Here is a 12155-nt window from a genome sequence, read left to right as displayed (position 1 = left end):
GGCTACTCCGGCTTGGCGTTACCGCTACCCCGCACCGCTCCGGGCCGCGGGTTCGTCGCCCGCACGATGGTGATGACCCGGTCCGTCAGCTGCAGCGGGCTGGCCTCGGGGTCGTCGTAACCGAGCAGCCGGTGCCCGCGGAGCACACTCACCACCAGGTCTTCCGTCTCCCGGACGTTCTTTCCGACCTCGCTCTTTATCACCGGGCGCTCGACGATATCGAGGCCGCTGCCCTGCTGGATCAGGTCCTCCATCACCGTGCCCGCGTGCGGGCTGAGCACGGACAGCCCGAGGAGGCGGCCCGCCGCGCTGGCACTGGTGATCACCGCATCGGCGCCGGACTGGCGCAGCAGAGGCGCGTTCTCCTCCTCGCGGACCGCGGCGACGATCTTCGCGCCCCGGTTGAGCTGCCGCGCGGTGAGCGCGACCAGGACCGCCGTGTCGTCGCGCTGGGTGGCGATGATGATCTGCCGGGCCCGCTGCACCTCGGCCCGGAGCAGCACATCGCTCCGGGTCGCGTCACCGAGGACGCCGGTGAAGCCGTCCGCGTTCGCGGCCTCGATCACCTTCGAGCTCGGGTCGATGATGACGACCTGCGCCTTCTGCAGGCCCGTCGCACACAGGGTCAGCAGCGCGGAACGCCCCTTCGTGCCGAAGCCGATGACGACAGTGTGGTCACGCAAGGTGGACCTCCAACGCTTCAGCCGCCACTCGTCCCGGGTCCGCTCCGTGAGGACCTCAAGGGTGGTACCGACCAGGATGATCAGGAACAGCACGCGCAGCGGCGTCACCAGCAGCACGTTGACCAGGCGCGCGCTGTCGCTGTGCGGAACGATGTCGCCGTAACCCGTGGTGGAGAGGGTCACGGTGGAGTAGTAGACGGCGTCGAGGAAGTCGACCTTCTCGTCCGCGTTGTCGTAGTAGCCGGCGCGGTCCAGCCAGACGATGAAGACCGTCAGGACGAGGACGAACAGGGCCAGCAACAGCCGTTTGGTGACCTGCACCAGCGGTCTCTCGACGGTCTGCCTGGGCAGATGCACCCTGGAGACGGCCAGCTGTTCGTCCGCCTGCCGGGCCATGGCGTCATGGCCGGGAAGTTTCACGTGAAACACCCTTCGGAAGTCGGTGGCCAGGGCAGATCGAGGACCTCCAGCTCGTCTCCGGGCCGCCCTCCCCCGGGAGGCACGACGGCGAGCCCGTGCGCGGCGGCGATACCGCGCAGCATGGCCGGGCCGCGGTAGTGCAGCGGTACGACCGTGTCGCCGCGGTGCACCACCGGAACCAGCCGGGTGTCCTGCGGATGACCATGGACCTCGTCCCTCAGGGACGCGCGGTACGGGGCCGGGGTTGCCTGTCCGGCCCGCTGGCGCAGCAGTGGCTCCGCGAGGGTGAGCAGCCCGGAGACGGCGGCGAGCGGATTGCCGGGCAGTCCCACGAGGTGCCGGCCGGGAGCGAGCCCGGCCAGGAGCATCGGATGCCCGGGCCGTACGGCGACACCGTCGACCAGCATCTCGGCACCCACCTTGCGGAGCATCGGGTGGACATGGTCGACCGGCCCTGCGGCCGTACCGCCCGTGGTGATCACAAGGTCGGCTTCGGATTCGGTGACGGCCCGCTGCAGTGCGTCGGCGTCGTCGCCGACCCTGCGGGTGCCGGTGACTTCGGCCCCGAGGGCCCGCAGCCAGGGACCGATCATCGGCCCGAGCGCATCACGGATCATCCCGTCGTGGGGCAGCCCTTCGGTGAGCAGCTCATCGCCCAGGACGAGCACCTGCACCTTCGGGCGGACCACCGTGTGCAGTTCGTCGTAGCCGGCAGCCGCGGCCAGACCCAGCACGGCAGGGGTCACCAGCGTTCCGGCGGGCAGCAGTTGGTCGCCGGAGCGGCATTCCTGGCCGCGGGGCCTGATGTCCTGACCGTGCATCACCTGCCGCTGGGCGTGCAGATGGCCGCTGTCGTCGGTCCGGGCGTGCTCACTGCGGATCACCGCGGTGGCGCCGGGCGGGACACGGGCGCCGGTCGCGATGTGTACGGCCGTGCCGTCGACGAGGGTCTCGGCCTCGCCGTGCCCGGCGAGGATGCCGTGCTCACCGGACACCACCGTCCACGGTCCGGGGCCCGCGACCGCCCAGCCGTCCATGGCGGAGGTGTCGAACGAGGGCAGATCGATGAAGGCGGTGAGCGGAGTGGCGAGCACCCGGCCGAGGGAGGCGGAGAGGGGATCACGGCCGGTGCGCAGCGCACCGGCCCGTCCGGCGCGCGAGGCGACGGCGCGGGCCTCGTTCCAGGGCATCCCGCGATGCCGTCGCGGAAGCGGTCCGTCCTGACCCGGTGCGGGCGTCCCCTGACCCTGCGGCGAGGGGGCCGACCGTCTTCCCACGAGCGCGAGCGCGTCCTCCACGCCGTCGTCGCCGTCCCCCGCGGGCGCGGAGGCACGGTCACCGGACCTGCCGTGCGGCACGGGACCCGTCGCGGGCTCCCCGGGGGCCCCGGCAGCGCCGAGGTCATGGTCCTGTGCGGTCATCGGCTGCCGGCCTCGTCGTCGGGGCCGGAGCCGTTCCGGTCGTCCTCGAGTCCGTCCGCACCGGCCCTGCCGGTCGCCGCCTCGTCCGCCTCGGCGGCCCACCGCTCGGCCAGTGCCGCGGCCTTGTGGGCGGCCTCGGCGACGGCCTGGGCGCCGTCCCCGCCCGCCCTGGCCGCCGCATAGCCGACGAGGAAGGTGGTCAGGGGCGCTGCCGGCCGGGCGACACCATGGGCGGCGTCCCGGGCGAGGTCGAGCAGCAGACCCGTGTCCACCTCGAGGTCGATGCCGAGTTCGTCCTTGACTGCGGTGATCCATTCATCCAGCACGTTCCCATGCTCCCTGATCCTGGCCCGGGCCGTGACGATGTCCTCCCAGGTGTCGCAGTCGTACGCGGCGAGCGGTCGGGCGGACACCCGGTCGAGGTCGAGTTCGCCCGTCAGCAGGCGCACCGGCAGCCCGGTGAGGCCGCCGTGCTCGGTGGCGAGCAGGGCCAGTTCGCGATGGAGTGGTTCCGCCCGGTAGGCAGCGACGAGCGGTTGGTCCCGTCCGTCGGCGTCGACGAGGAGCGCGCCCTCCCGCCCTCCGTCCTCCAGGGCGTCGAGCAGCCGCCGCACGGTCCCTTCGTCGAGGAAGGGGAGATCCGCGGAGAGCACCACGACGGTGGGCGCGCCGGACCGGCGGAGCCCCGCGTGGAGTGCGGCGAGCGGGCCGCCGCCCGGCGGGGCCTCCAGCGTCCAGGTCACCGGCCGCGCGGTGGGCCGGCGCCCGCCGACCACGATCGTGCGGCCGGCGCCCCGGGACGCGGTCAGCACCCGGTCGAGCAGCGTCCGGCCGCCGACGCTCACACCGGGCTTGTCCGCCCCGCCGAGCCGCCTGGCGGCACCTCCGGCGAGCACGATGGCGTCGTAGTCCGCTTCCGCATCGGCAGTCACCCCAGAAGTATGGGCCGTGACCGCCGATGCGGAACCCGTCGGCCCGCGGATGCGGGTTTTCCGTGCTAGTGCGCGGTCACAGGGTGCGCAGCAGCACCGCGGGCTGCTCCACGCAGTCCGCCACGTACCGGAGGAAGCCGCCGGCCGTGCCGCCGTCGCAGACCCGGTGGTCGAACGTGAGGGAGAGCTGCACGACCTGGCGGACGGCGAGCTGTCCCTCGTGCACCCAGGGCTTGGGCACGATGCGGCCCACGCCCAGCATGGCCGCCTCCGGGTGGTTGATGATCGGCGTGGAGCCGTCGACCCCGAACACCCCGTAGTTGTTCAGCGTGAAGGTGCCGCCGGTGAGGTCCGCCGGGGTGAGAGCTCCCTGGCGGGCCTTGTCGGTGAGACGCGCGAACTCCTCGGTGAGCGACTCCGCCGTGCGGTCCTGCGCGTCACGGACCACGGGGACGACCAGCCCCCGCTCGGTCTGTGCCGCGAAGCCGAGATGGACCTCGGGCAGCCGCACGATCTCCCTCGCGTCGAGGTCGACCGTGGAGTTGAGCTCGGGATAGCGGGCGAGTGCGGCCGTGCAGACACGGGCCAGCAGGGCGAGCAGCGAGATCTTCGGCCCACCCGCCGCGTTCATGGCCGTGCGGGCGGCCATGAGTTCGGTGGCGTCGGCGTCGACCCAGCAGGTCGCGTCGGGGATCTCGCGGCGGCTGCGGGACAGCTTGTCCGCGACGGCGCCGCGCACCCCGCGCAGCGGGATCCGCTCGCCCCCGGCCACCGGGCGCGTGGCGGCCGGCGCCGGTGCGCGTTCGGCGGGAACCGTGGTGCGCAGGGGGGCCTGCGCATGCGGCTGCGTCGCGACGTGCTGCTCGGCCGCGCCGGCGCGGGCCCGTACCGCGTGCTCCACGTCCACGCGCAGGATCAGCCCGTCCGGTCCGGATCCCCGCAGCGCCCGCAGATCGACCCCGTTGTCCCGGGCCAGCCGCCGCACCAGCGGCGAGATGACCGCGACGGGTCCCTCGTGGGCGGACGGGACGGTTGCCAGGACGGCGTCGCCCTGGGCGGGCGTGCCACGCGGCGCGTCGGGCGCCGGGCTCTCCACGGCGCTGTCCCACACCGGTTCGTGTCCCGCGGCGGACGCCCCGGGAGCCCCTCCGGACACCGGTCCCTCCGCGGGCCCGACCGGCCCCGGACCGCTCGCGGCCCGTGCGCCGCCCGCGGCGCCCGACAGCGACGACGGGCGGATCCTCCGGCGGCGTGCCGCCGGTGCGCCCGTACCGTAGCCGACGAGGACGTTGCCGGAGGACTCCTCCGACCTGCTCGCCGCGGCGCCGGCGCGCTCGGCGGAGCCACCGGGCGCGGGCTCGGTCGCGCCGACCGCGACGGTGAGCAGGGGAGCGCCGACCGGAAGCTCCGCCCCCTCGTCACCGAAGCGCTGCGTGACCACACCCCCGTACGGGCAGGGCACCTCGACCATCGCCTTGGCCGTCTCGACCTCGACGACCGGCTGGTCGATGGCGACGACGTCGCCCACGTCCACCAGCCAGCGGACGATCTCCGCCTCGGTCAGGCCCTCACCGAGGTCCGGCAACCTGAATTCGAGCACCTGGGCCATCAGCTCTCCGCCTCCCACTGCAGCCGTGCCACGGCGTCCAGCACCCGGTCCACACCCGGCAGATGGTGACGCTCCAGCATCGGCGGCGGATAGGGAATGTCGAAACCGGCCACCCTCAGCACGGGGGCCTCGAGGTGGTGGAAACAGCGCTCGGTCACCCGTGCCGCGATCTCGCCGCCCGGACCTCCGAAGCCCGTCGACTCGTGGACGACGACGGCCCGGCCCGTGCGGCGCACCGATGCGCACACCGTCTCGTCGTCGAAGGGCACGAGCGAACGCAGATCCACGACCTCCAGGTCCCAGCCCTCGGCCTCGGCGGCCTCGGCCGCCTCCATGCAGACCGGCACGGAGGGTCCGTAGGTGATGAGTGTGGCGCTGCGCCCCGGACGGCGCACCACCGCACGGCCGATGGGTTCCACGGCCGCCGGGGCATCCGGCGACCAGTCGGCCTTGGACCAGTAAAGCCGCTTCGGCTCCAGGAAGACCACGGGGTCGTCGGAGGCGATGGCCTCCCTCAGGAGTCCGTACGCGTCCTCGACCGTCGCCGGCGTGACGACGTGGAGACCCGGGGTCGCCATGTAGTACGCCTCGGAGGAGTCGCTGTGGTGCTCGACGCCGCCGATTCCGCCGCCGTAGGGCACCCGCACCGTGATCGGCATGGGCATCGCCCCGCGCGTGCGGTTGCGCATCCGGGAGACATGGCTGATCAGCTGCTCGAACGCGGGGTAGGCGAAGGCGTCGAACTGCATCTCGACGACGGGCCGGAGCCCGTACATCGCCATGCCGACGGCCGTACCGAGGATGCCCGCCTCCGCCAGCGGGGTGTCCGTGCACCGGTCCTCGCCGAACTCCTTGGCGAGGCCGTCCGTGACCCGGAAGACCCCGCCGAGGGTGCCGACGTCCTCACCCATGACGTGGACGGTCGGGTCCTCGGCCATGGCGTCGCGCATCGCGCGCTGGAGGGCCTGAGCCATCGTGGCGGGCTTGGCCTGCCGTGCGGTTGCCGTGCTCATCGTGCGTCACCCTCCGCGCCGTGGGCGTCCTCTCCGCTCTCGGCGTCCAGCTCGGCCCGCAGCTGGGCGGCCTGCTCCCGCAGCTGGCTGGTCTGCTCGGCGTAGACGTGCTCGAACAGGTCCATCGGGTTCAGCACGGGATCGGCGTTCATCCGCTCCCTCAGCTGTGCGGCCATCGTCTCGGCGGCCTCGGCGGCCGCCCGTACCCCGTCCTCGTCGAGCAGTCCTCGGCCCGTCAACTCCGTCTCCAGCAGCCGGATCGGGTCGTGCGCGCGCCAGGCCTCGACCTCGCTGTCGCCCCGGTACCGGGTGGCGTCGTCGGCGTTGGTGTGCGCGTCGATGCGGTAGGTGATCGCCTCGATCAGGGTCGGGCCGCCGCCCCGGCGGGCCCGTGCGACGGCTTCGCCCAGCACCTCGTGCACCGCGGCGACGTCGTTCCCGTCGACGAGCCGGCCGGGCATCCCGTACCCCACCGCCTTGTGCGCGAGGGACGGTGCCGCGGTCTGCTTGGCCAGCGGCACCGAGATCGCGAAGCCGTTGTTCTGCACGAGGAAGACGACCGGGGCCTGCCAGACGGCGGCGAAGTTGAGCGCCTCGTGGAAGTCGCCCTCGCTGGTGCCCCCGTCCCCGACCATGGCGAGCGCCACGACGTCGTCGCCCTTGAGGCGCGCGGCGTGGGCCAGCCCCACGGCGTGGGGGAGCTGGGTGGCGAGCGGGGTGGACAGCGGCGCGATGCGGTGCTCGTACGGGTCGTAGCCGGTGTGCCAGTCACCGCGCAGCAGCGTCAGCGCCTGCGCGGGGTCCAGCCCGCGGGCGACGGCGGCGAGGGTGTCCCGGTAGCTGGGGAACAGCCAGTCGCGCTCCTCCAGGGCGAGGGCGGCGGCGACCTCGCAGGCCTCCTGACCCGTGCTCGACGGATAGACGGCGAGCCTGCCCTGCTTGGTGAGGGCGGTCGCCTGCGCGTTGTACCTGCGGCCGCGGACCAGCTCCGCGTACAGCCGCAGAAGCAGCTCGGGGTCGGCACCGGCCGCGGCGTCGGTGCCGAGGACCCGGTACGGCTCCGGGTCGGGAAGCAGCGGCGCGGGGTCGGTGCGCGGCTTCCAGGCGGGCGGCGGGGTGGGCCGGTAGGCCGCACCCGGCCGCTCCTGGACCGTCATGCTGCTCTTTTTCAACGCGAGCACCTCCTCGTGGGAGCGGGCATAAGGACCCATGAAGGGCGCGGAGTGTGAGGCGCCTCACCTACCGATTGTTCGGTCGTGGGCGCATTTTGGCTACAGGCACCTTCAGCCTGTGGACAAACGGTTCTCCACAGCCTGGGATAGGAGCAGGTCGTCCACGGCAGAAAGGTGGGGGGACGTGACAGCTGAACAAATGGCCGACGGCGAGGACCGCACGGTGTACGAAGCGGTGCCCGGCGCGGACCAGGGAGCGCCGGCGCGCACCCTGGACGCGATCGACCGCGCCATCCTCCGCATCCTCCAGACGGACGGCCGCGCCTCGATACGGTCCGTGGCCGAACGGGTCCACGTGTCGCGCGCCAACGCCTACGCCCGCATCAACCGGCTGATCGACGACGGGGTGATCCGGGGCTTCAGCGCGCGGGTGAACCACGAGCGGGCAGGCCACGGAGCGTCGGCCTACATCACCCTCAAGATCGTCCAGAACTCGTGGCGCACGGTGCGCGAGCAGCTCCAGGCGCTGCCGGGGGCGGCCCACATAGCGCTGGTCAGCGGCGACTTCGACGTGCTGCTGCTGGTCCACACACCGGACAACCGCACCCTGCGGGAACTCGTGCTGACCAGGCTCCAGGCGATCCCCGAGGTGCTCTCCACACGCACGCTGCTGGTCTTCGAGGAGACGGACCTCGATCCCGACCCGGCCCGCTGAGGTCGGGTCTCCCGAAGGCCCCCACGGTCCGGCCCGGCCCTGACGTGCCGCGCCCGCGCCGCGCCCCGGGCACGGGTGCACAGCGGGCTCCCGGGCCGGCCGACGTGGCCCCCGGGCCGCCGGCACACCGCATCTCGCAAGGTCCGGCGCCGTGCGCGCGCCGACCCCGAGCGGGCGGCGCGCCCGTGGGCTCAGGAGGCCGTGCGCAGCCCGTCGAAGGCCAGCCGGACCACCGCGTCGGCGACCTGCTGCCGGTCGTAGCCGGTACCGGCCTGCGGCCTGTACCACTCCACCAGGGAGTTGACCATCCCGAACAGCAGCCGCGTCGCCAGCCGCGTGTCCATGTCCGCCCGCAGATCGCCGTCCGCCGCGGCCGCCTTGAGCAGATCGGCGACCCGGTGGTCGAACTCGCGGCGCCGTTCCAGGGCCCAGCGCTCGGTCCTGGTGTTGCCCCGGACCCGCAGCAGCAGCGTGACGTAGGGCAGCTCCGCCATCAGCACCTCGACGGTGCGGCGGGTCACGTACTCGACCCGTTCCAGCGCCCGTCCGCGGGTCGCGCCCGGCTCCTCGAGGATCCCGAAGAGCCCGTCGAGAGCCCGGCTGACGGCCCGCCTCAGGAGCTCCTCCTTGCCGGCCACGTGGTGGTATATCGACGACTTGGAGATGCCCGCGGCCTTGGAGAGGTGCTCCATGGAGGTGCCGTCGTAGCCGCGGTCGTTGAAGACCTGTACGGCGACGGTGAGCAGCGTCTCCGGGGTGTAGGTGTCGCGCTTCGCGGTCGTCATGAGGTCTGCTCGCCCTTCGTCCGGACGTACGTCTGGCGGTAGAGACCCAGGGACGGCGCGTAGCGGCCGGTCGGCACGCGCGCGTGGAGCTCGTCGAGGAGTTCGTGCGCCCAGGCGCGGCCCAGCCGGTGACCCCATTCCACCGGGCCGACCGGGTAGTTGACCCCGAGCCGCATGGCGGTGTCGATGTCCTCCGGGGAGGCGACCCCCTTGGCGACGGCGTCCGCAGCGGCGTCCACGAGCATCGCGACCGTCCGCGCGACGATCATGCCCGGCACGTCGCCGATGACGCTGACCTTCTTGCCGAGGGCCTGGAAGAGGCCGATCGACTGCCGCAGCGTCTCCCAGCCGGTGACCTCGGACGCGGACAGGGCGACCCTGGTCGCCGCGCGGTAGTCGAGGGCCAGGTCGAAGTAGACGACGTCGCGGAACTCGGCCGACGTCTGGCCGTCCGCGAGCGCGAGCTGCCCGCCGCTCGGGAGCAGGACACGGGTCCCATGGTCCTCGTCCTCCTCGTACACCGTGATCCCGGCCTCGCGGCAGAGCGCGATCAGCTCCCCGGCCGGCCCCAGGTCGCCCTCCACGGTGATGTGGGGCGGCGGCTCGGTCGCCGGCGCGGTGTGCGGCTCGGGTCGCTCCGCGCCGTTCTCGTACGCGTACCACCCGTGGCCCGACTTGCGGCCCAGCCGGCCCGACTCCACGAGACGGCGCTGGGCGAGCGAGGGCGCGAACTTGGGGCTCCGGAAGAACGACTCCCACACGGAGCGGGTGACCGCCTCGTTGACGTCCTGGCCGATCAGGTCGGTGAGCTCGAACGGGCCCATCCTGAAACCGCCGCACTCGCGCAGGACCGCGTCGATGGTGGCGGGGTCCGCGCCGCGCTCCTCGTGGACCGCGAACGCCTCGGCGTAGAAGGGCCGGGCGATGCGGTTGACGATGAAGCCGGGGGTGTCGGCACAGCGGACCGGGGTCTTGCCCCAGGCCTTGGCCGTCTCGTAGGCGCGGGTGGCCGCGTCCTCGTCGGTGGCGAATCCGCTGACGACCTCGACCAGCGGGAGCAGCGGCGCCGGGTTGAAGAAGTGCAGCCCGACGAAGCGGCCGGGCCGTCGCAGCGCGCCCGCGATGGCGGTCACGGACAGGGAGGAGGTGTTGGTGGCGAGGACGCAGTCGTCGGCGACGACCTCCTCCAGGGCGCGGAAGAGCCGCTGCTTGACGTCGAGGTCCTCGACGACCGCCTCGACGACCAGGGCGCTGTCCGCGAGCTCGGAGATCTCCGTCGTGCGCGTCAGCCGGAGGGCGGCCGCGCCGCGGGCCTCCTCCTCCAGCCGCCCCTTCTCGACCAGCCGCTCCAGGCGGGTCAGGATCGCGCCCGCACCGGTCTCCGCCTGGTCGGGGGCGACGTCGTAGAGGCGCACGCGATGGCCGGCGAGCAGCGCGACCTGCGCGATGCCCTGCCCCATGGTGCCGGCGCCCACGACGGCGACGGTGCGACCGGGCGCGATGGCGCCGGTGCCGCTCTGGCCGCCGGCGGCGTCGGCGTCGGTGACGGTCATGACAGTGATCCTCCCCTACGAGTCATCCACAGGATCTGCGGACCCCCCTTGTCCCGACCGATCGTTCGGTTACTCTAACTCTGTCCGCGTTCCCCTGCCCAGCTCACCGAGGAGTTGGTCTTTCATGCAGCTGACCGAGACCCACCGGCCGACGCTCGACCGGGCTCTCGAGGCGATCCGCTCCCGGGCGTACTGGTCGCCCCACCCGGAGCACCCGAAGGCCTACGGCGAGACCGGCGCGGCCGACGGCCTCGCGGCGTACAAGGCCCTGCTCGGCTCCCGTTTCGAGCTCGACCAGCCCGGCACCGACGGCTGGACCGGCGGCGAGGTCTCGCCGTACGGCCCGGAGCTGGGGATCGAGTATCCGCACCCGGACCTCGACGTCCTGCTGCCCGCCATGCGCGCGGGCATGGCGGCCTGGCGCGACGCGGGCCCCGAGACGCGTGCCCTGGTCTGTGTGGAGATCCTGTCGCGCATCAGCGCCCGCACCCACGAGTTCGCGCACGCCGTGATGCACACGAGCGGCCAGGCGTTCATGATGGCGCTCCAGGCCGGCGGCCCGCACGCCCAGGACCGCGGTCTGGAGGCGGTGGCGTACGCCTACGAGGAGCAGACGCGCACCCCGCAGACCGCCGACTGGTCCAAGCCCCAGGGCAAGCGGGATCCGCTGGAGCTCCGGAAGGTCTTCACGGCCGCCCCGCGCGGCATCGCGCTGCTCATCGGCTGCAACACCTTCCCGACGTGGAACGGCTACCCAGGCCTGTTCGCCTCGCTGGCCACCGGAAACCCGGTGCTGGTGAAGCCCCACCCGCGCGCGGTGCTCCCCCTCGCCATGACGGTCCGGGTCGCCCGTGAGGTGCTGGCGGAGGCGGGCTTCGACCCGAACCTGGTGGCCCTGGCCGCGGAGCGCCCGGGCGAGGGCATCGCCAAGACGCTCGCCCTCCGCCCGGAGATCAGGATCATCGACTACACCGGGTCGACCGAGTTCGGCGACTGGCTGGAGGAGAACGCCCGCCAGGCCCAGGTCTACACGGAGAAGGCCGGCGTCAACACGGTGGTGATCGACTCCACCGACGACTACAAGGGCATGCTCTCGAACCTGGCGTTCTCGCTGTCCCTGTACAGCGGCCAGATGTGCACCACCCCGCAGAACCTGCTCATCCCGCGCGACGGCATCACCACGGACGCCGGCCCCAAGTCGTACGACGAGGTGGTGGCCGACCTCGCGGCGTCCGTGAGCGGTCTGCTCGGCGACGACGCCCGGGCGAACGCCCTGCTGGGCGCCCTGGTCAACCCGGATGTGAAGGCGCGCCTCGAGGCCGCGGCGGGTCTGGGCGAGGTGGCACTGCCCTCCCGGGAGGTCGCCAATCCGGACTTCCCCGAAGCCGTCGTGCGCACGCCCGTGATCGTGAAGCTGGACGGTGCGAAGCCGGACGACGAGGCGTCGTTCATGTCCGAGTGCTTCGGGCCGGTGTCCTTCGCCGTCGCGGTCGACTCGACGAGCGACGCGCTGGAGCTGCTGCGCCGCACGGTGCGCGACAAGGGCGCGATGACGGTCGGCGCGTACACGACCTCGGCGGAGACCGAGCGTGCGGTCGAGGAGGTCTGCCTGGAGGAGTCGGCGCAGCTCTCCCTGAACCTCACGGGCGGTGTCTACGTGAACCAGACCGCGGCCTTCTCGGACTTCCACGGCTCCGGCGGCAACCCCGCGGCCAATGCGGCCCTGTGCGACGGCGCCTTCGTGTCGAACCGCTTCCGCATGGTGGAGATCCGCCGCCAGGCCTGACCTCCTGCCCCCCGTCCGGTCCGGCCCGCGTCCCGCTCGAGCGGGCCGGGCCGGGCGGCCGGTCCC

At 72.9% G+C, this 12155-nt stretch carries 10 protein-coding genes; 2 read left to right on the top strand and 8 right to left on the bottom strand.

Translation table 11 applies throughout. From position 1 onward, the window contains the following. Nucleotides 1–2 precede the first annotated feature (2 nt). The 6 genes from QRN89_RS17985 to pdhA all read right to left on the bottom strand — a co-directional run bounded on the left by QRN89_RS17985 (nucleotide 3) and on the right by pdhA (nucleotide 7235). Nucleotides 3–1079, bottom strand: coding sequence for a potassium channel family protein (locus tag QRN89_RS17985; RefSeq protein ID WP_290353754.1), 1077 nt, complete (start codon nucleotides 1077–1079; stop codon nucleotides 3–5). 20 nt (nucleotides 1080–1099) lie between these two features. Beyond that, the gene (locus tag QRN89_RS17980; RefSeq protein ID WP_290350443.1) at nucleotides 1100–2524 is read right to left on the bottom strand and encodes a molybdopterin molybdotransferase MoeA; all 1425 of its coding nucleotides are present in this window, start codon (nucleotides 2522–2524) and stop codon (nucleotides 1100–1102) included. Continuing rightward, on the bottom strand, nucleotides 2521–3456 hold the full coding sequence (locus tag QRN89_RS17975; protein WP_290350442.1) for an NTP transferase domain-containing protein: 936 nt from the start codon (nucleotides 3454–3456) through the stop codon (nucleotides 2521–2523). The genes QRN89_RS17980 and QRN89_RS17975 overlap by 4 nt, the downstream gene beginning before the upstream one ends. A gap of 76 nt (nucleotides 3457–3532) precedes the next feature. Beyond that, nucleotides 3533–5065, bottom strand: coding sequence for a dihydrolipoamide acetyltransferase family protein (locus QRN89_RS17970; protein ID WP_290350441.1), 1533 nt, complete (start codon nucleotides 5063–5065; stop codon nucleotides 3533–3535). Next, a complete protein-coding gene (locus QRN89_RS17965; protein ID WP_290350440.1) occupies nucleotides 5065–6078 on the bottom strand; it encodes an alpha-ketoacid dehydrogenase subunit beta in 1014 nt (337 codons plus the stop codon). Before QRN89_RS17965 ends, QRN89_RS17970 begins: the two co-directional genes overlap by 1 nt. Beyond that, on the bottom strand, nucleotides 6075–7235 hold the full coding sequence (pdhA, locus tag QRN89_RS17960; RefSeq protein ID WP_290353753.1) for a pyruvate dehydrogenase (acetyl-transferring) E1 component subunit alpha: 1161 nt from the start codon (nucleotides 7233–7235) through the stop codon (nucleotides 6075–6077). Before pdhA ends, QRN89_RS17965 begins: the two co-directional genes overlap by 4 nt. A gap of 214 nt (nucleotides 7236–7449) precedes the next feature. Here pdhA and QRN89_RS17955 point away from each other — a divergent pair, with 214 nt between their 5' ends. Continuing rightward, complete coding sequence (locus QRN89_RS17955) at nucleotides 7450–7965, top strand: Lrp/AsnC family transcriptional regulator (RefSeq protein WP_290353752.1); 516 nt, start codon at nucleotides 7450–7452, stop codon at nucleotides 7963–7965. Between the two features lie 191 nt (nucleotides 7966–8156). On the opposite strand, the gene QRN89_RS17950 is transcribed toward QRN89_RS17955, so the two are convergent. Next, nucleotides 8157–8750, bottom strand: coding sequence for a TetR/AcrR family transcriptional regulator (locus QRN89_RS17950; protein ID WP_290350439.1), 594 nt, complete (start codon nucleotides 8748–8750; stop codon nucleotides 8157–8159). After that, nucleotides 8747–10303, bottom strand: coding sequence for a 3-hydroxyacyl-CoA dehydrogenase (locus tag QRN89_RS17945; protein ID WP_290350438.1), 1557 nt, complete (start codon nucleotides 10301–10303; stop codon nucleotides 8747–8749). Before QRN89_RS17945 ends, QRN89_RS17950 begins: the two co-directional genes overlap by 4 nt. Nucleotides 10304–10427: 124 nt before the next feature. Here QRN89_RS17945 and paaN point away from each other — a divergent pair, with 124 nt between their 5' ends. Then, nucleotides 10428–12089: a phenylacetic acid degradation protein PaaN gene (gene paaN, locus QRN89_RS17940; protein WP_290350437.1), complete on the top strand. Its 1662-nt coding sequence runs from the start codon at nucleotides 10428–10430 to the stop codon at nucleotides 12087–12089. The last annotated feature ends 66 nt before the right edge of the window (nucleotides 12090–12155 follow it).

Origin of the sequence: Streptomyces sp. HUAS CB01, assembly GCF_030406905.1 — a bacterium.
Classification (GTDB): Bacteria; Actinomycetota; Actinomycetes; order Streptomycetales; family Streptomycetaceae; genus Streptomyces; species Streptomyces chengbuensis.
The sequence above is the reverse complement of the archived record's forward strand: the minus strand, read 5'-3'. Positions and strand labels throughout refer to the sequence as shown.

Bases quoted from the DNA above. Each gene is read 5' to 3' on its own strand.
- QRN89_RS17985 (WP_290353754.1), bottom strand. From the start codon at position 1,079: ATGGCCCGGCAGGCGGACGAACAGCTGGCCGTCTCCAGGGTGCATCTG.
- QRN89_RS17980 (WP_290350443.1), bottom strand. From the start codon at position 2,524: ATGACCGCACAGGACCATGACCTCGGCGCTGCCGGGGCCCCCGGGGAG.
- QRN89_RS17970 (WP_290350441.1), bottom strand. From the start codon at position 5,065: ATGGCCCAGGTGCTCGAATTCAGGTTGCCGGACCTCGGTGAGGGCCTG.
- QRN89_RS17965 (WP_290350440.1), bottom strand. From the start codon at position 6,078: ATGAGCACGGCAACCGCACGGCAGGCCAAGCCCGCCACGATGGCTCAG.
- pdhA (WP_290353753.1), bottom strand. From the start codon at position 7,235: ATGACGGTCCAGGAGCGGCCGGGTGCGGCCTACCGGCCCACCCCGCCG.
- QRN89_RS17955 (WP_290353752.1), top strand. From the start codon at position 7,450: ATGGCCGACGGCGAGGACCGCACGGTGTACGAAGCGGTGCCCGGCGCG.
- QRN89_RS17950 (WP_290350439.1), bottom strand. From the start codon at position 8,750: ATGACGACCGCGAAGCGCGACACCTACACCCCGGAGACGCTGCTCACC.
- QRN89_RS17945 (WP_290350438.1), bottom strand. From the start codon at position 10,303: ATGACCGTCACCGACGCCGACGCCGCCGGCGGCCAGAGCGGCACCGGC.
- paaN (WP_290350437.1), top strand. From the start codon at position 10,428: ATGCAGCTGACCGAGACCCACCGGCCGACGCTCGACCGGGCTCTCGAG.